Below are 23944 nucleotides of genomic sequence, written 5' to 3' on the forward strand. Positions count from 1 at the left end.
GGGTAACTCATGGAACACCTTACTCAGACAGTTCTGGCGCTGGTGCGTGATACCGGAGTCCTGGGTTACTGGATTGCATTGTTTGCCGCGTTTGCCGAGACCGCGCTGGTGGTTGGTCTGCTGATACCCGGGTCCAGCTTTTTGCTTCTGATGGGCATTCTGGCCGGGCAGGGCGTGCTGGACCTGGGTGACCTGCTGATTTTCGCTGCGGCGGGCGCCGTGCTTGGCGACAACATCAACTATTACCTGGGCCGGAAATACGGTTACCGATGGCTGAGCCAGAAGCGCTGGTTTCTCAAACCGGACTATCTGTCCAGGGCCGAGGGCTTTTTTGATCGCCACGGTGGCAAGAGTGTTCTGCTCGGGCGTTTTGTCCCCTCCGTCAAAGAGTTGATGCCGTTTATTGCCGGCATGGCGAAAATGGAGCGCTTGCCGTTCTTTGTCTGGAACCTGTTGGGTGCCGTTGGATGGGCCGTTCAATGGATCCTTCCTGGCTACGTCTTCTCTCAATCCCTGTCACTGGCCCACGCCTGGCTGTCCCGGTTGGGGCTCCTGCTTTTCCTGTGCGTTACCCTGGTTGTCCTGCTCTACCTGTTGAGGTGGCTTGCGATTCGGTATGGTCCGGGCGCGGCGCAGCTCACCCTCTCGGTGATCCGGTCGATCGTTGAAGCCATTCGGAAGAATCCCGACTTGGCCGCCTGGGGGCAGCGTCATCCCGGCTTCATCGGGTTTCTCAAGAGGCGAGGAGACAAGACCCGCCTGACAGGGTTGCCAATGACGCTGGTCGGCCTGGCAATACTGTATGTGCTTCTGCTGTTCGGGGGGCTGGTTGAGGACCTCCTGACCAGGGAGGCGATTGTGGCGGCGGATGCACGCATTGATAGCCTGATTGCGAGCTTTCGGACGGACACCCTCACTCACCTTTTCTACGGAATCACGAGCCTTGGGAATCCCCGGGTCGTGGTTGCGGGTCTCTTGCTCAGTATCGCGGTTCTATTTCGTTTGCAACGAACCCGGTTCGTCCTGCCGATGATCGTCTCGGTGGTCGCAGCAGAGGGCCTGGTTTTTTTGAGCAAACTCGCGTTTCACCGGCCAAGGCCTGCGCAGGCATTGCTGGAACCCGGCGGCTATTCGTTTCCCAGTGGCCATGCCGCCATCAGTCTGGCCTTCTACGGGTTTCTGTTTTTTATTGTCATGCATGCAACCCGGAAATGGCGTGCTCGGGTCAACCTCTTATTCGGGGCGGCTTTTCTGGCGCTCTCCATCGGTTTCAGTCGATTGTATCTCGGCGTTCATTACCTGAGTGATGTGCTGGCCGGATACCTTTTGGGAGGGCTGGGGCTCCTCATCGGCAGCGCGATGGTGTTCGGTGGCTGGCAGGGCATTCGCCTGAAACCTCTGCGGGCGAGGACAAGCCGAAGTGCTGCGACAGTGGCTGTGGTTCTCCTCGGAGCTGTATGGATGACCGTCTTTCTCAGACTGAATGCCCAGCCCCCCTTATTATCGTACGAAAGTGCACCGGCCTCAGGCCCTGAGCAATACACCGGCCCCCAACAGCTTTTTTCAGACCCGGAGGCGCGCTATGCGCTATCCGTGACCGGCACCCGAAAGGCACCGATCAACCTGGTTTTCCTCGCCACCCCGTCATCACTGGACAGTTGCCTGAGGGCCGCTGGCTGGCATGCTGCGCAGACGACCCGTTGGCAAACGGTGTTTGAGGCCTACCGGGACGTGTTGCTCAGCCGTGGCAATCCGGCCGCCCCCTTGTCTCCGTGGTTCTGGAGCGATCGAACTCCCCTCCAGCAGTGGTCCCGGCCGGATGGACCTGACCGGGTGTTTGATCGATCCTTTCTACGGATCTGGCGCACGTCGTTAACAGCGGCCGGAGGGACAGACGTATTGGTTGCCTCCACCGGGCACGAGCATTTGCCCAGCTGGCACCTGGTGCCGGAGGTGGATGCCGCGTTCGACCATTCAAGAGGCCAGCTGCTGAAGCAGTTGGCCCAAACCAGAGGTGTTGCCGGTACGGAGCCGTTCGAGGTTCCTGATGACAAGAATGCTAGCCGGACTGGCCCGCTCTATGAGGGCGAACGCAGCGTCGTCAGGCTGAAAGCGTGTCGCGCGAATATGCAAATAAAGCCTGGAAAGTAATCTTTTGCAAAAACGCGATTTTCCTGACGTCTATTCACAAAACTCCTGTTGAAGTGATGTCTGCTTTACGGCGAAATTGACCCCTGAAATATGCTCCTATAGCTTTTCAGGTGCGGTTCCCCTGTTCTTTATCTCTTCATTCCGGTTTTCCCCATGTTACAGACGCCCAATGATTTCAGGCTCCAGGCATCCCTATTGATACTTTGCATATGCTCCATTTGCATCGGCTTGCTCAGTCTGGCAGTGGAGGCTTTTCCGATCCTGGCCGTCCCCGATCGCCTGTCGGTGACGCCAGAGGGGGCCCCTGCGGTGATTGTCGCCGGATTTGCCCTGATTGCCCTGGCGTATGACCTGACCCGATGGCGAATAACGGCTGGCATGGTGCTCGCGGTGATCGGCGCTTATGGCGTTCTCCGTTGTTTTGGGGAAGGGACTATTGCGATTGATGGTTTGGGCGCCGATTCGCAGCTGCAAGGTCTTTTCGCTTCGCTGGCCTTGTTGACGTTGGCACTGATATCCATCTCTGGTCTGCAAGGTAAAGCCGGTCAGTGGGCTGGTTTTGTGGCGGGCGGTACCGGGGTGATTGCCGGTGCCGCTCTGTTGTTGGGATACCCGGAGCTGGACTCAGAGATTGGCCTACAGGCGTTTGTCGTTGGCTTCTCTGATGCCGCCGGCGTGCTCTGTGTCGGCTTCGGCGCGGCGCTACTGGCATTGTCCCGTCGTCAGGCTGCCCTGGAACTCCCGTTTGCGCGACGGAGCATCGTCGTTGGAATTCTGGGTGTCGTTGGAACTTTCCTGTTGTTTCTGGTGGCGAACTGGGGTGTTCACATGGAGCGTCACCAAGGTGCGGAAGCAACACTGACCCACTATGCCAGTACTCTCAAACACGGTCTCCACGCCCATGAACAGCTGATCCGTCGCCTGGCGGATCGATTCACGCCGGCATTCGACAGGGACCAATCGAACCTGTTCCAGGGTGAGATCCAGCGCTACCTCGACGATACGCCGGCTCTCAACGCTGTCGCGATAGTGACGAAGGAGGGTGGTATTGTCCTGCAAGCATCGAAGTCAGATCCGGATGTTCGCTGGATGGCGCGACAAGGCGGCAAGCCGTCGGTTCGGTCGTGGCTCACTGAATCCGGGGGGGAGGGTCGTCATGGCGATTGGTTTTTCCCCGACAGAGCCGCTCCCCTGCGAGCACTGTTTGCTGTTCGAGGCAATGCCGACAGTGCTGGCTCCTTTTTGGCGGTTCTGGATCTTCAGACATTGCTGGACTACGAGGTTCCTGACCGGGACTCCCAGTTCAAGGTAACGCTAATGCCGCCCGGTTCGTTTTCGCGGAATGTGAGTGAACGCCGTGGACGCGCGGCGCCGGAGGTTTTTGAGGCTGCCAGAATCCCTCTCGAGGATGGTGGAAGCCTGACCCTGGTAGCACAGGCCGGGCCGCCAGAGCTTCTGTCCTTTCAGGGCCTGTTCCCGATCGCGTTACTGGGGTTTGGTCTGGTGATGAGCTACCTGCTGATCATGGGGCGAAGTGTTCTCGGAGCCTATGAGCGACAAACCCGGGAGCTCAATGTTGCCGGCCAGCAATTCCGGTCACTTTTCTCACAGTCGCCCGATGCGATTTTTGCGGTGGATGAGCAGGGCTATTATCAGTCCCTGAACTCCATGGCGGAGAACATCGTCAAGCTGGGACCAGAAGACGTGGGCACAACCCATTTTCTGGATGTCCTGAATGCCGGCCGGATCAACGAGTGCGACCAGCGCCGGTTTGAGGCGGCCTTCCGTGCCGCGGCTTCCGGTCAAACCCAGTCCTTTGAGGTGAGGTTCGCCTCGCCGGACGGGGCCGAACCGCGGGATTACGAGGCGGATATGTTGCCGGTTCTGGTGGACGGACGCGTCACGGGTGTCTTCATCATCGGCAAGGATATAACGGAACGACTGCAGGCACAGGAAAGTGAGCGCATATTGAAGCGAAGCCTGGAGTCGAGTGATAACGGAGTGATCGTTGTCGATCACAGGAGCCGTGACCTGCCTGTGGTCTTTGTGAACCCGGCTTTCTGTCAGATGACCGGTTACACCGAGTCGGAACTGCTCGGTGCCACCGTCAAGTTGCTGGCGGGGCCGGAGACCGACAGACAGGATATTGATCTGATTGATCGCGCCACGACGGCCGGTCAACCGCTCAGCCTGACCATGAAGAGCTATCGAAAGGATGGAACGCCGTTCTGGAACCAGATTTCCCTCGCCCCGGTAAGCGATGACCGCCGGGTCGTAACCCACTACACCGCCATTATGCGAGATATCTCCGAGCGTAAGGAGCAGGAGGGGCGTCTGGCCTACCAGGCAACCCATGATGCGCTGACGGGGCTGGGCAATCGCGCCCTTTTCGAGGATCGCCTCGACCACGATTTCTCACTGGCACGGCGTTATGGAAAGCTGCTCGCGGTGTTGTTCATTGACCTGGACGAGTTCAAGCCCATTAACGATACCCTGGGCCACAAGGTCGGGGACCGGCTGCTTATCAGCGTGGCGGTCAGGTTGAAAGGCATTCTCCGGCCAAGCGACACCCTGGTTCGATTCGGTGGCGATGAATTTGTCCTGATACTGCCGAACCTCGGACATGCCAGCGAGGCAGAGGACGTTGCGGAGCGGATTCTCGGCGAACTCAGCAAACCTCACAGAATTGGCCGCCATGAGCTTCATATTTCCGCAAGCATCGGTATCAGCCTGCTGGAAGACAGCATGGATCACGCCGAACGGCTTCTGCAACAGGCCGACATGGCGATGTACAAGGCCAAGCAGCAGGGGCGCGATACCTACGAGGTGTATTCTCCGGATCTTGATGACTCGCTTTCAAAGCGAGTCACACTGCGGAACGATCTCCAGGAGGCACTGAAGACAAACCAGCTGTCCTTGCACTATCAACCACAGGTTGACCAGACTGGCGCCGTTTGCGGATTGGAGGCCCTGGTTCGCTGGAAACACCCGTCAAAAGGTTACGTTTCCCCCGCCGACTTCATTCCTGTCGCGGAAGAGACGGGGCAGATCATACAGATCGGCAAATGGGTGACAGCTCAGGCCTGCAACGATGCGCGTTACCTGGCTGAACGTGGCCTCCTCAAGGGGAGAATGGCGGTCAACCTGTCCCCCATGCAGTTTCATCGACCCAATTTCCTGAATACCGTACAGGATATTCTGGAAGAAACCGGACTTGAGGCCGGGTTACTTGAGCTGGAACTGACCGAAGGCATCCTCATGAAGGACACCGCGAGTGCCATCCAGACTCTGAACGCCCTTGCCAACATCGGGATAGCCACGGCAATTGACGACTTTGGAACCGGCTTCTCGAGCTTCAGTTACCTGCGGGATCTGCCCGTCGACAAGATCAAGATCGACCGGAGTTTTGTCAGCCAGATCACCACCAGTGAAAAGAATGCTGCGGTCTGCAAGGGCGTGATTGGCCTGGCCAGGGAAATGGGACTGAAGGTCGTGGCAGAGGGGGTTGAAACCGGCGCCCAGGCCGGTGCGCTCTCCGGCTATGGGTGTGCGGCCTTCCAGGGGTACTTCTTTGCAAGGCCGATGGCATTGCCCGAGTTAACCAGCTGGTTGACCGAAGCGCGGGTGGGCGCCTGCCCCCTCTGACAGGCTAAACCTCAGCTGATTCGGAATCGCTCAACCAGCTGCGCCAGAGCCTCCGAGTTCGCCAGAAGGGTCTCGGCGGAAACGTGGCTCTCACGTCCCTTTTCGCTGGTTTCCTTGGACTTGTCGGAGATGGTCACCAGACGCTCTGTGATGTCCTCGCAGACACTGGTTTGCTCTTCGGACGCGGACGCGACCTGTTCATTCATCTGGTTGATCTGGCCGATGGCCTGAACGACACGTTCGATAGCTTCAACCGCTTCGCTGTTGGCACTGAGTGCCTTGCCACTGCGCTCGGTGGAGGTGCGAATGGACTGGACTGCGGCGGTAGCCTTCTGGGTCAGATCGGAAATCGTGTTGGCGATTTCCTCGGTGCTGCTCTGGGTTTTCTGAGCCAGGTTTCGGACTTCGTCGGCTACGACGGAGAAGCCACGACCGTGTTCCCCCGCCCGGGCGGCTTCGATGGCCGCATTGAGCGCGAGAAGGTTAGTCTGCTCGGCTATGGCGTTGATGACCTGGATAACGGCGTTGATGGACTCTACGCCCTTTCCAAGCTCCTCTACCTCGAAGGCCGACGCACCGATGTCGTTGTTGAGTGCGTTCATCTCGGCCGCTGCGTTGGAGATGATTTCCTTGGAGCGGGTGGTTTCTTCGGACGCTTCGGAAGCCGAGTTGGCGGCGCTGGCCGCACTGGCAGAGATTTCGCTCGCGGCCGAGGTCATCTCGGTCACCGCTGTGGCAACCTGATCGGTTTCGGCATCCTGTTCGTTGACCAACCTTGAGAGATCCGTGGTGTGCCGGGTGATCGTCTCGGCGTTCTGGTGGGTGAGCTCGGAGTTTTTCTTCACGTCCCGGATCAGGTCGGCAAGGGTGTTGATGAAGGTGTTGATGTGATCGGCCAGTTGACCCAGTTCATACCGGTCGTTGACCGTGACCCGAGCGGTCAGGTCTGCTTCGCCAGTGGACAGCTCCCGCACGGAATCGGAAATGCGTTTAATCGGCCGGCTGATGGTCAGGCTGATCATGAAGCCGATGATGCCTGCGATGACCACGGCTACGATGGAGATCAGCGTGAATGTGGTCTGACTACTCTCCAGGGTTTCCTGGCCTGCCGTTGATACATCATTCAGAACGGTGGCGACATCATCCAGATAGAAACCGGCTCCGAGCATGATGCCCCAGCGATCCAGATAAATGGAATAAGACTCTTTCGGCGATGGCTCGGATGCGCCCGGCTTGGGGAACCAGTAGGTATAGAAGCCATCGCCGTTCTTCGCCGCGTCAATCAGGCCGCGAACCAGATAGTTGCCGCGCTTGTCCTGAAGATCCCAGAAGTTCTCACCCATTCCCTTGTCTGATTGGCCCAGTAACACCCGCTTTCCCGAATCGGTGTAGCCGAAGAGATAGCCGCTGTCACCGAATTTCAGGTTTCGGAGGATGGGTAAGGCCTCTTCGAGGGTCCCCCCGTTCTCGTAAATATGCTTGATGGAGGAGTAGGCCATGTCCATCAGGTCTTTAAGCTCTGACCGTTTCAACTGGGTGACGCTGGTTTTAACCGTGGCCATTTCATTGTCGACCAGTTGCTGGGTCTGGATCCGCACGGTGAAGAAGATGGCGACGGCCAGGAGGATGACAGGCAGGAGCGCCAGAATAAAAAGTCGGTTGCGAATGGATATGGGCATGGGTTCCTCAGTTTCCGGTATCTGATCTCAGGTTTATCGGCGGAAATCGGGTTCCCTTGAGCTTATATCTTTCTGCCGGATTCAGCGTGCGCCTACCACGTAGCCCAGAGACTCCGGCAACCACAGGGCTATGCCGGGAAACAGCATGACCAGAAGCAAGCTGACCAACATGGCGGCAATGAATACGAGTGACCAGCCGATGGTGTGCTCGAGGCGGATATTTGCCACCCGGGTAGTTACCATCAGGTTCACCGCCACCGGTGGAGTGAATTGTCCGATGGCGATGTTCATTGCCAGTAGAATACCGAACCAGATCGGGTTCCAGCCGAAGTGATTCATCATCGGAAGCACAATGGGGATCAATATCAGGTAGATCGAGATGGCATCCAGTAGCATGCCGGCAACCAATACCAGGATCATTACCAGTCCGAGCAGCACCCAGCCGTTATCAGACAAAGCCAATAGGGCATCCGCCAGATGCCCGAATGTGCCAAGGGTAGTACCGGCCCAGGCGAATATGCCCGCCAGAGCAATAATAAACATCACCACGCCGGAGGTGAGGGCCGCTTCGTTCATCAGGTGCCAGAGATCTCTCAGGCTCAGGTTCCTGTAAACGAGACAGCCCACCACCAAACCATACGCGACGGCGACGACGGCCGCTTCGGTGGGGGTGAAAAGGCCGGAGCGCAGGCCGCCCAGAATGATCACAGGCGCAAAAAGTGCCGGAATCGCCTCCCGGAAGCTTGGCCAGAAGGATGGGCGGTCGACGACCGCAGGATCTTCCCAGCGGTATTTACGGGCAAAAAACAGCGCTGGAATCAGCAGTGATAAACCCGCCAGAATACCCGGGAACAGACCGGCTGCGAACAGCGCCCGAAGATCCACACCAGGGACCACGATGGAGTACAGAATAAGGGCGATAGACGGTGGAATCAGGATGGCGGTTGACGAGGACGCCGCAATCAAGGACGCAGAGAACGGCTTGGGATAGCCGGCTCGTTGCATGCTTGGCAGCATCACCATCGCTACAGCGGCCGCATCTGCAGGGCCGGAACCACTCATGCCTCCCATGATAAGGCACACCAGCACCGCGACGACGGTAAGCCCGCCATGGCGCGGGCCGATTATGGCCTGGGCAAACCGGACCAGGCTGGCAGCCACACCCGCTCGCTCAAAGATCAGTCCTGTGAGGATAAACAGCGGAATGGCAATCAGCGGATACTTCGCCACACTGTTGTAGGTGTTGGTGCCAAACGTGCCGAGCATCGCCGGCGGGAGCCCAGCGACAATGCCAGCCAGCCCGCCAAAGCCCAGAGCCATTGCCACAGGTACGCCGATCAGCAGTGCAAACAGGAACGTGCCGATCATCAGCCAGTCAGGACTCATGGATGACCTCCGGGCCGGACTTGCCGCGCAGACGATCAACAAGATTCTGCGTGAGGCGGATGAGAATCGCCAGCGATAGCAGCGGTAGCCAGATAACATAGATCCAGTTGGGCAAACCCAGGCCCGGTGACAGCGACTCCCACTGGTATTCCTGCCAGGCAAAAGTGCTTCCGTACCAGACCATAACCCCCAACACGGTAACTCCTGCTGCCCATTGCAGAACATAGATCAACTTGCACAGAGTTGGTGGGAGACGATGTTCGATCAGCTCAATCCGGATGTGCTGATTATGCCGTGCCGCCGCGGCGGCCCCGCCAAAGGTGAGAAGAACCAGGCAAAATACGGAGAATTCCTCGGTGAACGCAAACGAGGCGTCTGTAGCATAGCGGACAATGACATTGCCCAGGCTGATCACGCAGATGGCTGCAAGGGCCAGGGTGGCCAGCCAGGATTCCGGCTGGAATTTACGAGGGCGGCGCGACGGCATCACAACTCCGTTGTATCAGGGCGCGCCCGCCGACTGGCGGGCGCTGGAAGGGCGGGGGTCGGTAGCCCCGGTTGAGGTTTTACTGGTCGCGATTGGTGACAGCTTTCTGAGCCTGCTTGACCAGATCCTCGCCGATGCGGGGCGTCCACTTCTCGTAAACAGATTGGGTCGCTTTGACGAAAGCATCGTGCTGAGCCTGGGTCAGCTCGGTCACTTCTACACCGCGCTCTTTGATTGCTGCGAGGGTATCGTCCAGCTCGGCCCGGGACTTATTGATTTCCCACTGGCCGGCATCAATAGCTGCCTGCTTCAACAGGGCCTGGTCTTCCGGACTGAACTGGCTCCAGACCTGATTGCTAACTGCAAACACCAGAGGGTCGGCCATGTAGTGCCAGAGGGTCAGGTGAGTCTGGCCAACCTGGTCGATGCGCGCCACGTCAAACACCGACAGCGGGTTTTCCTGACCGTCCACTGCGCCGGTGGTCAGCGCCGGCTTGGCATCGGCCCAGCTCATCTGAGTCGGGTTGGCGCCGAGGGTAGTGAAGGTGTCCTGGAACAACGGCGAGCCGACCACGCGGATCTTCAGCCCGTCGAGATCTGAGGGTTCCTGAATGGTGCGCTTGGAATTGGATAGCTCCCGGAAACCGTTCTCGCCCCAGGCCAGTGGCGTTACGCCACGCTTTTCAATGGCAGCAAAAATGGCTTTGCCGGCGTCACCCTGGGTGATGGCGTCGAGGGCGGCATAGTCCGGCATAAGGAAGGGCAGGGAAAACAGGTTCAGCTCAGGCACCTGGGGCGACCAGTTAATGGTGGAACCTACCGCCATATCAATCAGACCTGAGCGCATGGCCGAAAACTCCTTGGTCTGGTCGCCGGCCACCAGCTGGGAGTTGCTATAGATCTTCATGTTGATGCGTCCGTCGGATCGCTCCTTCACCAGTTCGACCCACTTGTCTGCTGCCTGTCCCCAGGGAAAGGCCGAGGGCAGGACTGTGGAGACCGTATATTCATCCTTGTACTGAGCCTGGGAGGCGGTGCTGAACAGGACCGAAGCTGCGACTGCAGCCAACACAGAGCAACGTTTCAACATGTTGTTTTCCTTTTTATTGACGTGGTCAGAATGACGCTAAACCGGCGAGAAAGCCCGAAAATCGATTATAGGAACGCGGCTGGGGCTATGCAAAACATGAGAAAATTATCCATCCGGAGCGTCAGGGGCTTTCTACTCTAATCTGCATGTTCTATGACAAGCAGAAGCAGCCTCGATTTGATGGCGGACAGGTCCGGGAACATACTGGATTCGTAACCCGGTTACTGACTCGCTGATAGAAGGAGACAAGCCTTATGGCAGATACACCCGTTATGCTGATCACCGGTGCTTCCTCGGGCATTGGCGCAGAAACTGCACGAGCTGCTGCAAAACAGGGCTACCGACTGGTACTGGCAGCCCGCTCAGAGGATAAGCTGGCAGGGCTCCAGAAAGAGCTGGGCGGGCCGGAAAGTGTGTTGACCGTCCAGTGTGATGTTCAGAATGGTGAAGACCAGAAACGAATGGTGAGCCAGGCGCTGGAGACCTTCGGCCGGATTGATGCTGTCTTCGCCAATGCCGGTCGCGGCGGTGAACCTGGCGGATTCAGCGGAGCCGATCCGGACGTCTGGAAAGACATGATCCTCACCAACATACTGGGCGTCGGACTGACCATTCAGCACTGTCTGCCGGCACTGCGGGAGAGCAGGGGGCACCTGTTGCTAACCGGCTCGGCCGCCGGTCGAGTCACTATCCCTGGCTCCATGTACAGTGCCACCAAGTGGGCGGTATCCGCCATTGGCTACGGTGTTCGTGAAGAGCTTCGTGGGTCGGGCATCCGCGTTACACTGATTGAGCCCGGCATGGTCGATACCCCCTTCTTCGACAAACCACCCGCCCATGCCCTGAAGCCGGAAGATATTGCCAATGCGGTGATGTATGCCGTGGTGCAGCCCGCTCATGTGGATGTGAATGAAATTCTGGTGAGGCCAACGCCGGCCGTTGAATAGCTGACCACCCGTTGAAGAGGAGAGTTGGATGTCGGGACCGTTGTCGGGTCTTCGTGTTCTGGATTTGTCGAGGGTGCTGGCCGGTCCCTGGTCCGCCCAGATTCTTGGGGATTTGGGTGCCGACGTCATCAAAATCGAGCGTCCGGTTTCGGGGGATGATACTCGAAACTGGGGCCCGCCATACCTCACGGGAGTGGACGGCTCGTCCGAGCTGTCCGCCTACTTTCTTTCTGCTAACCGGAACAAACAGTCCCTGGCAATCGACATCGCCAGCGACAAGGGACAGCAGCTTATCCGGGAGCTGGTGTCCGAGTCGGACATCCTCCTGGAGAACTTCAAGGTCGGCGGGTTAAGGCAGTACGGCCTGGATTACGAGAGCCTGAAAACGATCAATCCACGTCTGATTTACTGCTCCATTACGGGATTCGGCCAGGATGGGCCTTACGCCAGTCGTCCCGGGTATGACTTCCTGATCCAGGCCATGGGAGGCCTGATGAGCATCACCGGGCAACCTGACGGAGAGCCGGGCGCCGGGCCGGTAAAGGTGGGTGTGGCGCTGACCGACATTATGACGGGCCTCTACGCCACCATCGGTATCCTGGCAGCGCTGAATCACCGGGAGCGAACCGGGGAAGGGCAGTATGTCGAGACAGCGTTACTCGATGTGCAGGTGTCCTCCCTGGCCAATCAGGCAATGAATTTCCTCGCCAGTGGCAAGGTTCCCCAGAGAATGGGAAACGCCCATCCGAACATTGTTCCCTATGAAGCCTTCCCCACCGCCGACGGAGACATGGTGCTGACCGTCGGGAACGACAAACAATTCGCCCGATTGTGTGAGGTTCTGGGACATCCGGAATGGGCCGATGACGAACGTTTCAGCACCAACCGCGCACGGGTGGCGAACCGAAAAGAATTGGTGCCAAGAATCCGGCAGGCGACCGTGATGCGACCGACTGACGAGTGGGTCTTGGAACTGGAAAAGGCACAGGTTCCCTGTGGACCGGTCAATACCATTGATCGCGTATTCTCAGATGCCCAGGTCCTGGCCCGGGATATGAAACGCCACCTGTCTCATCCAAAACTCGGCGAGGTCCCCACCGTTGGCAACCCGCTCAAGCTGACCCTCACGCCCGTGGATTATCGCACCGCACCTCCGTTGCTTGGGGAACAGTCCAGGCAGGTATTGGAAACCGTGTTGGGGTTGTCGCCCGAAACGATTGATTCGCTTGTGCGGGAGGGGGTTGTCGGAGATGTTGCAGAATAGTGTGCTTGCGAGTCTGTTGATACTTCGGGGACGTCAGAAACAACAAAGCCCGCACAAGGCGGGTTTTGTCAGAATTCTTAATGGTGCCCGGGTCAGGAGCCGGATTGTTCCAACTCTGGGTGGACCTGATACGAGGTCAGGGTCAGCTGTAATTTAAAATCAATTAAACTTGGACCGAAGTAGATGCACCCACTGAAACGTAGTTTTCAACCTCACTGTAGATATCGACTGAATTTTCGGGAACCTCTAGAGAGACGATAAGGGAGTATCGTGCACTTGAACGCCAGCGCTCTTTGGCCTTTCGGTATTTCCACCATCCCGATACAGGGTAGACTGCGAGCGTATGTCGTAGCGCCAAATCTGCTGCTGTGCCTTCCCATGTGTCGCAATGGATGGAGCCGCGGGACCTAAGTCTTGACCCAAATTGCCATCCGTTGTCATCCCCTTCGGGCCCGTCATAGCTTGGATCTTTTGCTTCGTCGTTTATCATCGCTCGGAAGTTTGGCTCAGATTGCTGAGGACGGAGCACCGCAAATCGTAAGCCGAAGGATTGGTAACGAAATTTGGATCGGTAGCCTCTTCTACCAGGGTTCGGCTCAATGAAATAGGAAAGCGTGACCTTGAGCCGTACCCGTGTTTCTGGGGGTAATTCTGCTAACTTTGCTCTCGGCCATGGGAGTCGCACCAGATGCATTTCATTGAGACTCGGATCATCACTCGGTCGTGCTCCGTCCTTTTTCCGAAATGGCTGTATGTAATTTTCTGTTATGAGAGTTAGGTAGTTGTTCGCGCTCGAGATTGCTTTGCCCAAGTTAGGCACTCCATTGCCAACGACGCGGAGCATTTCTGCTTTGGCCTCAGCCGGGCTTTTATTGGCCAATAAAGACTTAAACCTTGAGCGCATTTTCTCGGTCCATTCGGCGGAATGGGTTAGTAGTCCTCTAATAGTTTCTGGCCAATAATCGGGATAGGTAGCCCACAGATGAGCTGCGTAATTAGTAGCCAAAGCACACGCTGCACTGGTGTCCCCATGATATTCGAATAGAGGGCTAGTCGAGCGCCCTGATGTCGTGAGCAAAGCTACTGTGTCGGCCGCATCAGTTGTCGTTTGATTTGGAGACAAAAGATAATTTCCACCTTCCATTACGAAGTCGGGCTTAAACGGTGCCTGATCTACCCAATCCCAACAGAGCGAAGAACGACTTTGTGGTGCTACGTCACCTTTAGATGCTAAAGGGGTCCAGCCCTGGAATGTCGGGTCATCAATTACGTCGTTGTCGGTAAATGCTCCTACTGTCACGGCGTTCCAGGCCTGCGCAGGGTCTTCTATAGGCGTGTTACTCACTTGATCCCAATGATCTGGTGTAGGTTGAACCGCCGTTGCATTGCCTGCGCTAATGAGAAAGATGCGCCTAACGTCATCCTCAATCCCTGACGTGAAGCTATCTATCTCTGCAGACCACGAGGAAGGCTGTCCGGTAATTGGTTCTGGCTCAGCCGTTACTGCTAGTGAGTAGACTCGGTTGCGATTGGGGCGATCAATCTCAAGCTTAAGAGCTGTACCGCGAGTTATCGCTCCGTATAAGTCTGGCTGGTTGCCTCCGGCGGGAGGAAGAATTCGCGCCGACTCCAAATCAAATGGCACAGAGAAGGGATGAGGACTAGCTAATGTATCTCGAAGGTCTCCATAGATCGCTAATCCTGCTTGCAAAGATCCGTGGGGCTCGTATGGTGCGGGTGGATTGTAAAAATCGTATTTCGGCCACATCGGGGCCCAAACAGTACTTTTCTGACCGTCCGTGAAAGGCCTTAGTAATGGGTGGTCGTGATTGACGCCCGAGTCAAGAATGGTGGCGCTGGTTACCCCAAAATCGTCTGAAGGTTGTAATCTATTTAATAGTTCGTCGGCCCATTCTTGTTGATCTTGATTAGAAAGTCCGCCCCAGAAAGTTGCTGGCTGTTTCGCCAATCGGAGTTCTTCTAAGCAACCAAACAGAGTAACGGCTCTTTCTAATTCTGCGGTAGATGCATGAGCTAATAATACGGTAGTGTCGAAGAAGTTTAGTTGATGTGAGCTGATTGTGGCATTGGTGATTTCAGCCAGCTGAGCTTTTATAGTCGGTATGCTTTCAAGTTGATTAGGTGCCTTCAGCCACAATTCCAACCAATTTCTCTGGTTATGGTCACGGGGAAAAGCCGAAGCCGCGTCGGTCCAGAAGCTCCGAATATTGGCGAGTCTTACTGACTCTATGCTGTCTACCAATGCTTGATTGCCTGGCTTGCCGCGAGCATCTTTTCTGGGATCGAGATATTTCTCGATCTTGCGTGTGAAAGCGTTTCTCCGGTTTTCGGGAATGAAAACTAGGGCTGCCTCAATCTCGCCATCCAATCGAACTTGGCGGAGATCAAAGTCTCTATTGTCTAATTTTTCGAGCGGCAAAGGCTGATTTGGGTATCCCTTAATCTCTATGTAGATACCAGGGTTTTCATCTAAGAAATTCTGTTGGTTTTGTCTCTTTTGATCATGCTCTATGAACGAGTTTCGAATGTTTTCGAGCAGCTGTCTGCCGTGTTGTTCTCTTTGCCTGCTAGGGACGCCCTTAGAGGGAACAGGGGAGCGATTAGAGAATGGTTCGGAAAATGAATGACGCTTTACTAATAAATGGCGCTTCCTTTCTGCCATGGTTTTGTTGCCTTATTTCGCGTTTCGCTTTTGTAATGCTTCTAAGATGAAATCTGATTTTAACTCACCATCCGCCTCTAAAATTGCAGTTTTCGCAGCATCATCGCAGGCTTGTACGATCTCAGATGGGCTTAAACCTTCGGCGAATTCGACCGTGCTGTTCAGATTAATTCGGTCAATTGAAAAACGGGATAATCGATTCGAGATGAGAAGCTTAATTTGGTCTTTGCTTGGTAGTTCGAATTCGATTAAATCATCAAACCTACGAAATAATGCTTTGTCGAGGAGGGATGGATAATTGGTGGCGGCAATAACTATGCTTTCGGATCTGTCTTTCTCGAGAAACTGTAAAAAAGAGTTCAGTATCCGTCTGACTTCCCCGATATCATTATCGCTATCTCTTTTGCTGCCGATGGCATCGAACTCATCAAATAAAAAGATCGCTCGAGTGGAAGCAATAAACTCAAAGATTCGGCGAAGCTTCGTAGCAGTCTCACCCAAATATCTAGTGATCAGTCCGTCTAATAGCACGGTATACAGGGGGAGTTTCAATTCGGTCGCTAGAACCGATGCGGTCATTGTTTTCCCTGTGCCTGGAGGGCCGCAGAAAAGAAGCTTTCTCTTTGGGATCAACCCGTAGCTTCTAAGTTTGTCCCGTTGCCTTTGTTCAAGCAGGATGCGAAACACATGTGAGCGGGATCCTTCCGGGAGGGTTAGCTCGGATAAATGTGTAACCTGATTTGATTTTTCGAGAAGGAGGCCTAAATCGTCAGGCGTCTGGGTTAAGGGCGTCGGTGAAGAATTGTCGAGTTTATCCGATCGCGACTCGATCTGTAGTTTCTCGACTAAAGATTTTATTTCAGATGCGAGCTTTTGATGACCTTTCCTCGCTTCATTAGCTGCAACCTGCAGCATTACTGCGTAGAAACGATCGTCATCCTCATCAGCGTGACTTCGAAGCAGGGCTTTTAACTGTGAGGAATTAGCCATTTTCGTTCCCCGACTTGGATGATTTTGAAGCTGACGGCGATTGGTGTTTGAAGGTGATCTACGAACAATAGTATCGGTTGGAGTTGGCGCTGTACAAAAATATTAAGTCATCGTTAGGTCAGTTGATGCCAGCCGTGTGGTGATGAAATTTGCTTGGATAACGCTTACAAATTTCCACCCTTAAGCAACAAAGCCCGCACAAGGCGGGCTTTGTCAGAATTCTTGATGGTGCCCGGAGGCGGAATCGAACCACCGACACGGGGATTTTCAATCCCCTGCTCTACCAACTGAGCTATCCGGGCGTGTTGCGGTACTGCGCTGCAACGGGGCGCTATTAAACCGGTTTCGATGTTTTGAGTCAAGGCTGGCCGGCAAAAAATTCGGAAACTTTTCGGTGTTGATCAGACCTTGACCAACCCTTTCATTTTTCGGGCGGAACGTAGCCTTCGGCCTTGTCGAAGGGCTCGTTGTTGAAGAAGCGTTCCATCTGCGCCTGCAGGTATTTCCGGTTGTTCGGGTCCATCAGGCTCAGGTGCTTTTCGTTGATCAGCATGGTCTGCTGGTTCTGCCATTCTTCCCAGGCCTGGCGGGATACATTCTCGAAGATGTCCTGGCCCTTGGCGCCGGGCATGGGGGGGAAGTCCAGGCCTTCCATTTCTTTCTGGTATTTGCGACAGAATACGGTGCGGCTCATGTCGGCTCCTGTGTCGATATCGAATCTGGCGTCATCATAACAGATCGGATGGGGCATCCGTGGGCTCAGAGCAGGGCGGTTTGCTCCGGTTCGGTGATCAGGGACCGTATGGGCGCGGGCAGTCCGAGTGTCAGCGCTTCGTCGCGAAAGAACCAGCGCAATCGGTCCGAATCCGCAACGGTGGCATCGCCGGTGACGGTCAGTCGGGCCGGGCGGATGTGCAGATGGTAGTGACTGAAGGTGTGGCGAAATCCGCTGATCAGCTCCGGCTCGGCGCAGGACAGGCCCAGATTCCGGTCACAGGCCTCCTGTAGTTCGTCGACCCCGTGGGCCGGGTCGATTTCCGGCAGGCTCCACAGGCCTCCCCAGATGCCCGAGGGAGGTCGCCGTTCCAGGAGAATACGGCCCTCGGCGTCCTCCAGGATCAGCATCCAGGTGGTTTTTTCCGGTTTGGCTTTCTTTGGCTTTGATCCCGGATAGAGAGTAACTTCATCCCGTTGCCGTGCCAGGCAGTCTGTCTGCAGGGGGCAGTCCTCGCAGGCCGGTCTGGTTCGAGTGCAGACCATGGCGCCCAGGTCCATGATCGCCTGGGTGTAGTCCCGCACCCGCTCGGTCGGCGTGTGCGCCTCGGCATGCTGCCACAGCTGTTGCAGGACGGAGGTCTTGCCAGGCCAGCCGGGAATGGCGTGATACCGGGCCAGCACTCGCTTGACGTTGCCATCGAGAATGGCTGCCCGCTTGTTGAATGCCTGCGCAACGATAGCAGCGGCCGTCGAGCGACCGATGCCGGTCAGGGTTTCCAGGGTCTCCTGGTCATCCGGAAATTGGCCGCCGTGTTCCTGAACCACCTGCCTGGCGGCCTTGTGGAGGTTGCGGGCCCGGGCGTAGTAACCCAGGCCCGACCAGTGGCTGAGGACATCGTCTTCCGGCGCTTCGGCGAGATCCCGGACCGTCGGAAAGCGCTCCATGAATGCCTCGAAGTAGGGGATTACGGTGGTCACCTGGGTTTGCTGGAGCATGATTTCCGAAACCCAGACCCGGTAGGCGTTACGATCGTGGTGCCACGGCAGGTCATGCCTGCCGTGCTGGTCGTACCACGCCAGGAGTCGGTCGGCGAAGGCGTCACTCATTATTTGAAGAGACCCTTCAGTTTGTCGCCCAGTTCCTCCTGAATCTTCTCTTTCACCTTGTCCTCGGCCTTGGTCTTGGCTTTGTCCACTTCTTTCTTCACCTTCGCTTTGGCAGCGTTCTCCGCAATGGTTTTCAGCGTATCCCGGAAACGCGAGCCATCGAATGAGCACAGGCTTCCCGGGTTTTCGGAGAAGTTGCCGCGACATTCCACGGGGATGACCACGTTTTCAACGTACTTGGTCACGCGGCACGCCGGATCACGGTGAACCTCGCCCACAATGCGCAGGCCGGCCTCGTAATCCAGCTTGGTCTGTTTCAGGTCCACAGTGCCGTTGCCCTCCAGCTTCATGCCGGCAAGGGCCGCGACCAGGCTGGTGTTGTTGAGCGTGTTGCCGTTGATCTTCAGGGTACCGCTCATGTCATTGAACGGGGTGGTGCTGCCCCAGTCGGTGGTGGTCAGTTTCTCCTGATTGACCAGCGCGATGCCCTCACAGGCCATGTGGGTGAGGTTCATCTTACGGAACTCGCCCTTGGCCAGGTTGAAGGTGATCTGGCCGTCGGCATTCTCCCGGAGAGCAGACACGCGATTGCCGCGGGACGTCGCGTTGATCTTGATGTTGGCGCCTCCGGAAAGCATGTCCACCTCGGCAAGGTCCGTCAGCAAAGGCAGTGTCTGTACGTTCGATACATCGGAATTGAAGGCCCAGGCCGGGTTGTCTTTGCGGGCGTCAATCGTGGCATTGGCATTGAAGCTGCCGTCATAAAGCTTGCCGCTGAATTCGTCGACCTTGACCAGACCATTTCTAGCGGTGGTGGACGCCTTGATCTGGTTAATGGTCAGGTTGCTGACGACCAGTTGGCCGAGCCCGAAGTTCACATCCAGGCGAAGCGAACGCATGGTGTCCAGTGGCAGCAAGTCGGATTCCGGGGCCGCGGATGCGGTCTGGGAGCCGCTCTGTTCACTGGCAGCAGCTTGCCCTTCCTCGCTTTTCGGTGGCAGATAGCGATCAGCGTTCAGCTTGTCACCATCGAGGTTGAAGACGATGCCGGTGTTGGCCAGGGTGTAGCTGCCTGAACCTTTGAACGAGGTATCGTCCAGTTTGAGTGACAGGTTGTTCAGGGCAATCTGGCCGGGCGACCCGCCAATGTCCGTGGAGAAGGCGATGGCCTGGAGCACATCCGGGTCGCTGGTCTCGATAGCCGGCTGACCGAGATTGTCCAGCAGCTTCCTGAGTGAGAACTCCTTGACGGCGACGTTGCCTTTCAGTGCCGGCTTGTCACCGAAGCCCTGAACCTGAAGGTTGGCGTCCAGCGTCAGATTGGCGAGGCTCGCCGAGAAATCCGACAGCGACGCGGTTTCCTTTTCAAGGTTGGCTGCTGCCGAACCGGACAGTTTGGCGGTAACGGATTTGCCTCCGAATGGCTCGCCTTTCATATCAAAGACCGCATCGAGGCCGGACAGGGCGAAATCGTTCAATGCCTGGTTGGCGGCAATGCGTGCGCTGATTTTGCCATCAACAGTCAGCTTCGGTTTGGCCGTCTCGACCTGGAAGCCGATATCCATCGGGAAGCTGCCGCCAAGGGTGATGTTGCTGGCGTTCAGCGTAAAGTTGTCCAGGGTCACACTCTGGCCGCTTTGCTCGTCACTGTAGTGAACTCGCGCATTACTGACTTCAACGCTTTCGACATTGAAGTTGAGCGGAGTGCCGCCGCCAGCCGTCTCTTGCGGCTGATCCGCGGGTTGGGCCGGTTGTTCCGGCTGCCTGGATTCTCCAGCGGCAGGCTCCGGCATGATGCGGGTCCAGTTGCCGACGCCCTGTTTATCCACAACCAGATTGGCGTCCAGGCCACTGAGTACGAAGGTATTGACCCGGGGCGACATGCCGATGAGCGACCAGAAGTCCACCTGGGCGATGAGCTGGTCAAGCGCAACCAGCCGGTTGCCATCCAGCTGTGCTTCGACATCGTTCAGTTCCAGGCCCAGTGGAATGAATGACCAGCCGATATCGCCGTTCAGCTGAAGGTCGAGGTTGGTCTGTTGTTCAACGGCCTGTTCGATCTGTGGTTTGAAGTCATTGGGATTGATCACGGCCATCGCAATGGCGACAGCGGCCACCGCGAGTATGACGAGGGCGACGATCGCAATGAGGAAATAACGCAGCGCTTTCATGTTCAAGGCTTCCTTTTCCGATGAGCGTCGGGTGCTTCGGCGAAGTCCCGGTGCGGATAAAACCAAGGATAACGCAGGGTTAACAAATTAACAGCGCAGCTATATGACAATGTGGTACTGATAGGCCAAAATACACCTCCCGAAACATCTCGGCTTGAGGCCCTGTGCCTCTTGAACGCGCTTTATAAAGATAACAAGGAGTAGGCTGTGGCAATCACCGTGTCGATCGAATTGAACCGGGAACTTGAGCTTCCTGCGGGTTACGACGAGGTTTTCGAGCTGCTGGCGGACGTTCCCCGATCTGCCAGTCATTTCCCGAAAGTACACCAACTCACGGATCTGGGCGACAACGCCTACCGTTGGGAAATGGAAAAGGTCGGCGTTGACAAGCACGCCATTCAGTCCGTCTACGCGTGTAAATACTACGCGGACAAAGACGCGGGCAAGATTACCTGGGAGCCGGTCCGTGGTGAAGGCAACGGGGTGGTCAGTGGCTCCTGGACGTTGAAAGCAAAGGGTGACAGTGCCACTGCGGTGAAGTTCCAGACCAGTGCAGAGCTGACGGTGCCGCTGCCGAGCCTGCTCAAGCTGGCGATCAGCCCGGTCATCAAGCACGAGTTCAACAGCCTCGTGGATACCTACATGAACAACCTGAAAAAGGCGTTCTGAACGATCGCAGTCGTTGACTCGGTTGCGGGACTCCGGACGTCATAAAAGGTATAATCCGCGGATACATGTTTTCGGCATCTGTGCCGGTTTATGACGACGGAGTCTCCATGGCCGAACGTAAGGCTCGCGTAGAACGCAACACCCTCGAAACACAGATTACCGTCGAGATCGATCTCGACGGCACCGGTCAGTCCCGTTTTGACACGGGCGTTCCCTTCCTTGAGCACATGATGGACCAGATCGCCCGCCATGGTCTGGTGGATCTGAACATCGTGTCGAAGGGCGATCTTCATATCGATGACCACCACACGGTTGAAGACATCGGCATTACCCTGGGGCAGGCCTTCAAGCAGGCGGTTGGCGACAAGAAGGGCATTCGCCGTTACGGCCATGCCTACGTGCCGCTCGACGAAGCACTCTCTCGGGTGGTGATCGATCTGTCCGGGCGGCCGGGCCTGTCCATGGACGTTCCCTATACCCGCGGCGCGGTCGGTGGTTTCGATGTGGACCTGTTCGAAGAGTTCTTCCACGGGTTTGTGAATCACTCCATGGTGACGCTGCACATCGACAACCTGAAAGGCAAGAACACGCACCACCAGATTGAAACCGTGTTCAAGGCCTTTGGTCGTGCCCTGCGCATGGCCATCGAGATGGACGAGCGGATGGCAGGTATTACCCCGTCCACCAAGGGTTCGTTGTAACCGGCTACCGATCAGGAATCAGACAACACCATGAAAACCGTCGCCATTATCGACTACGGTATGGGTAACCTTCATTCCGCACGCAAGGCCGTGGAGCACGTGGCTCCGGAGGTCACTGTGCTGGTTACCGATAACGCCAGCCAGATTCGCGAGGCGGATCATGTAATCCTGCCCGGCGTTGGCGCGATCCGCGACTGCATGGCGGAAATCCGCCGGCTGGGCGTGGATTCTCTGGTACGCGAAGTCTCCCGGGATCGCCCGTTTCTCGGTATCTGCGTGGGTATGCAGGCGTTGATGTCCCGCAGCGAGGAAAACGGCGGCGTGGATTGCATCGATCTTTTCCCGTCCGAAGTTCGCTATTTTGGCGACAACCTCCAGGAAAACGGCGAACGTCTGAAAGTTCCGCACATGGGCTGGAACGAAGTGTTCCAGACCGTGGAGCACCCGCTCTGGCATAACATCCCGGACGGTGATCGTTTCTACTTCGTTCACAGCTACTACGCCGAAGCCGAGGGTAATGCCGACATGGCCGGACGGACCCATTACGGGGTCGACCTGGCGGCAGCGGTTGCCCGCGACAACATCTTTGCTGTGCAGTTCCACCCGGAAAAAAGTGCCCGGGCCGGTCTGCAGCTCCTGAAGAACTTTGTTGACTGGTCCGGCAAATAACGCCGGCCATCAGATCTAACTTACGGACATTGCTCTATGCTGATTATCCCTGCCATTGATCTCAAAGACGGCAAATGTGTACGCCTGCGTCAGGGTCGGATGGATGACTCCACCGTCTTTGGCGACGACCCTGTGGAAATGGCAACCCGTTGGGTAGAGGCGGGCGCCCGCCGCCTGCACCTCGTGGATCTGAATGGCGCTTTTGCCGGCGAGCCGGTGAACGGCGAGATCGTTCAGGCCATTGCCCGGAAATACCCGGAACTGCCGATACAGATCGGCGGTGGTATCCGGTCCGCAGAGACGATTGAGGCTTACCTCAAGGCCGGGGTTCAGTGGGTTATTATCGGTACCAAGGCAGTGAAGGAGCCGGAGTTTGTCACCGAGATGTGCAAGCGCTTCCCCGGCCACATCATTGTTGGCCTGGATGCCAAAGACGGTCGCGTGGCCACCGATGGCTGGGCGGAAGTATCCGAAGTCATGGCGGTGGATCTGGCCAAGCGTTTCGCCAATGATGGTGTCGATGCGATTGTCTACACCGATATCAGCCGCGACGGCATGATGCAGGGCGTGAACGTGGAAGCCACGGCAAAGCTGGCGCAAGAGGGCGGTATACCGGTGATTGCCTCCGGTGGCGTGACCAATATGGACGATCTCAAGCGCCTGGCCGAGGTGGCCGATCAGGGAATCCTGGGGGCGATTACCGGTCGTGCGATCTACGAAGGCACGCTCGATGTCGCCGAGGCCCAGGCCTTCTGTGACAGCCTGAACGGTTGAGGTAGTTGGTATGGCACTGGCAAAACGCATCATTCCCTGCCTGGATGTGGACAAGGGCCGCGTCGTCAAAGGCGTGAGCTTCGTGGACATCCGGGACGCCGGGGACCCGGTAGAGGTGGCCCGCCGCTACAACGAGCAGGGCGCCGACGAAATCACCTTTCTCGACATCACGGCCAGCCACGAGAGTCGGGATACCACCTACGAAACCGTCGAGCGTATGGCGGCCGAAGTCTTCATTCCGCTTACCGTCGGCGGGGGGGTCCGTACCGTCGAGGATATCCGGAAACTGCTGAACGCCGGTGCCGACAAGGTGTCCATCAATACCGCGGCGGTCTTCAATCCGGAATTTGTGAAAGAAGCTGCCGATCGCTTCGGCAGCCAGTGCATCGTTGTGGCTATTGATGCCAAACAGGTGAGCGGAGAGGGTGAGGACCCCCGGTGGGAAATCTTCACCCATGGCGGTCGTAAGCCGACCGGCCTGGATGCTGTTGAGTGGGCCCGCAAGATGGTACAGATGGGCGCCGGCGAACTGCTGCTCACCAGCATGGATCGGGATGGAACCAAGGTCGGTTTCGATCTGGGTCTGACCCGGGCCATCAGCGATGCCGTTGCGGTACCGGTGATTGCCTCGGGCGGTGTCGGTGAACTGCAACACCTGGCGGACGGTGTCACCAAGGGTGGCGCCGATGCGGTGCTGGCGGCCTCCATTTTTCACTTCGGTCAGCACACGATCCCGGAAGCCAAGGCCTTCATGAAAGCGCAGGGGATCGAAGTCCGGGATTGAAAAAAAGGGTCAGATGAAATGTTCATCTGA

General features: G+C 56.7%; 18 protein-coding genes and 1 tRNA gene. 9 read left to right on the plus strand and 10 right to left on the minus strand.

The window, feature by feature from the left end; translation table 11 throughout:
* The first annotated feature begins 9 nt into the window (after positions 1 to 9).
* Together MLD04_RS00320 and MLD04_RS00325 are read left to right on the plus strand one after the other, a co-directional pair.
* Positions 10 to 2151 carry a bifunctional DedA family/phosphatase PAP2 family protein gene (locus MLD04_RS00320; protein ID WP_248153530.1) on the plus strand — a complete coding sequence of 714 codons (2142 nt, stop codon included), beginning with the start codon at positions 10 to 12 and terminating at the stop codon, positions 2149 to 2151.
* A gap of 228 nt (positions 2152 to 2379) precedes the next feature.
* Complete coding sequence (locus tag MLD04_RS00325; protein ID WP_248153532.1) at positions 2380 to 5796, plus strand: EAL domain-containing protein; 3417 nt, start codon at positions 2380 to 2382, stop codon at positions 5794 to 5796.
* 11 nt (positions 5797 to 5807) lie between these two features.
* Here MLD04_RS00325 and MLD04_RS00330 read toward each other — a convergent pair whose 3' ends face one another.
* The 4 genes from MLD04_RS00330 to MLD04_RS00345 all read right to left on the minus strand — a co-directional run bounded on the left by MLD04_RS00330 (position 5808) and on the right by MLD04_RS00345 (position 10438).
* Positions 5808 to 7475, minus strand: coding sequence for a methyl-accepting chemotaxis protein (locus MLD04_RS00330; RefSeq protein WP_248153534.1), 1668 nt, complete (start codon positions 7473 to 7475; stop codon positions 5808 to 5810).
* An 81-nt stretch (positions 7476 to 7556) separates the two neighbouring features.
* On the minus strand, positions 7557 to 8861 hold the full coding sequence (locus MLD04_RS00335) for a TRAP transporter large permease (RefSeq protein ID WP_248153536.1): 1305 nt from the start codon (positions 8859 to 8861) through the stop codon (positions 7557 to 7559).
* Positions 8851 to 9348: a TRAP transporter small permease gene (locus MLD04_RS00340; RefSeq protein WP_008939419.1), complete on the minus strand. Its 498-nt coding sequence runs from the start codon at positions 9346 to 9348 to the stop codon at positions 8851 to 8853. The genes MLD04_RS00335 and MLD04_RS00340 overlap by 11 nt, the downstream gene beginning before the upstream one ends.
* Before the next feature lie 79 nt (positions 9349 to 9427).
* A complete protein-coding gene (locus tag MLD04_RS00345; protein WP_248153538.1) occupies positions 9428 to 10438 on the minus strand; it encodes a DctP family TRAP transporter solute-binding subunit in 1011 nt (336 codons plus the stop codon).
* A 254-nt stretch (positions 10439 to 10692) separates the two neighbouring features.
* Here MLD04_RS00345 and MLD04_RS00350 point away from each other — a divergent pair, with 254 nt between their 5' ends.
* A complete protein-coding gene (locus tag MLD04_RS00350) occupies positions 10693 to 11385 on the plus strand; it encodes an SDR family oxidoreductase (protein WP_248153540.1) in 693 nt (230 codons plus the stop codon).
* Positions 11386 to 11413: 28 nt separating this feature from the next.
* On the plus strand, positions 11414 to 12649 hold the full coding sequence (locus MLD04_RS00355; RefSeq protein ID WP_248153542.1) for a CaiB/BaiF CoA transferase family protein: 1236 nt from the start codon (positions 11414 to 11416) through the stop codon (positions 12647 to 12649).
* 163 nt (positions 12650 to 12812) lie between these two features.
* Here the strand turns inward: MLD04_RS00355 and MLD04_RS00360 are convergent, their stop codons facing one another.
* The 6 genes from MLD04_RS00360 to MLD04_RS00385 form a co-directional block, all read right to left on the minus strand.
* On the minus strand, positions 12813 to 15332 hold the full coding sequence (locus MLD04_RS00360; protein WP_248153544.1) for a S8 family peptidase: 2520 nt from the start codon (positions 15330 to 15332) through the stop codon (positions 12813 to 12815).
* 12 nt (positions 15333 to 15344) lie between these two features.
* The gene (locus MLD04_RS00365) at positions 15345 to 16322 is read right to left on the minus strand and encodes an AAA family ATPase (protein ID WP_248153546.1); all 978 of its coding nucleotides are present in this window, start codon (positions 16320 to 16322) and stop codon (positions 15345 to 15347) included.
* 226 nt (positions 16323 to 16548) lie between these two features.
* Positions 16549 to 16624 (minus strand) — tRNA-Phe (locus tag MLD04_RS00370).
* Between the two features lie 119 nt (positions 16625 to 16743).
* Positions 16744 to 17016, minus strand: a complete 273-nt coding sequence (locus tag MLD04_RS00375; protein ID WP_008939410.1) for an oxidative damage protection protein — start codon at positions 17014 to 17016, stop codon at positions 16744 to 16746.
* A 65-nt stretch (positions 17017 to 17081) separates the two neighbouring features.
* On the minus strand, positions 17082 to 18146 hold the full coding sequence (gene mutY / locus MLD04_RS00380; RefSeq protein ID WP_248153549.1) for an A/G-specific adenine glycosylase: 1065 nt from the start codon (positions 18144 to 18146) through the stop codon (positions 17082 to 17084).
* Positions 18146 to 20317 carry an AsmA family protein gene (locus MLD04_RS00385; RefSeq protein WP_248153552.1) on the minus strand — a complete coding sequence of 724 codons (2172 nt, stop codon included), beginning with the start codon at positions 20315 to 20317 and terminating at the stop codon, positions 18146 to 18148. Before MLD04_RS00385 ends, mutY begins: the two co-directional genes overlap by 1 nt.
* Before the next feature lie 207 nt (positions 20318 to 20524).
* Here MLD04_RS00385 and MLD04_RS00390 point away from each other — a divergent pair, with 207 nt between their 5' ends.
* The 5 genes from MLD04_RS00390 (at position 20525) to hisF (ending at position 23914) form a co-directional block, all read left to right on the plus strand.
* Positions 20525 to 20986: an SRPBCC family protein gene (locus tag MLD04_RS00390; RefSeq protein WP_248153555.1), complete on the plus strand. Its 462-nt coding sequence runs from the start codon at positions 20525 to 20527 to the stop codon at positions 20984 to 20986.
* Positions 20987 to 21093: 107 nt separating this feature from the next.
* Positions 21094 to 21687 carry an imidazoleglycerol-phosphate dehydratase HisB gene (gene hisB / locus MLD04_RS00395; RefSeq protein ID WP_248153559.1) on the plus strand — a complete coding sequence of 198 codons (594 nt, stop codon included), beginning with the start codon at positions 21094 to 21096 and terminating at the stop codon, positions 21685 to 21687.
* Positions 21688 to 21717: 30 nt separating this feature from the next.
* Entirely contained in the window at positions 21718 to 22356 is a 639-nt protein-coding gene (hisH, locus tag MLD04_RS00400) for an imidazole glycerol phosphate synthase subunit HisH (protein ID WP_248153560.1), read from the plus strand.
* A gap of 36 nt (positions 22357 to 22392) precedes the next feature.
* On the plus strand, positions 22393 to 23130 hold the full coding sequence (gene hisA / locus MLD04_RS00405) for a 1-(5-phosphoribosyl)-5-[(5-phosphoribosylamino)methylideneamino]imidazole-4-carboxamide isomerase (RefSeq protein WP_248153562.1): 738 nt from the start codon (positions 22393 to 22395) through the stop codon (positions 23128 to 23130).
* Positions 23131 to 23140: 10 nt separating this feature from the next.
* Positions 23141 to 23914: an imidazole glycerol phosphate synthase subunit HisF gene (gene hisF / locus MLD04_RS00410; protein ID WP_248153565.1), complete on the plus strand. Its 774-nt coding sequence runs from the start codon at positions 23141 to 23143 to the stop codon at positions 23912 to 23914.
* Positions 23915 to 23944 lie beyond the last annotated feature (30 nt).

Origin of the sequence: Marinobacter koreensis (assembly GCF_023156285.1) — a bacterium.
Taxonomy (GTDB): Bacteria; Pseudomonadota; Gammaproteobacteria; order Pseudomonadales; family Oleiphilaceae; genus Marinobacter; species Marinobacter koreensis.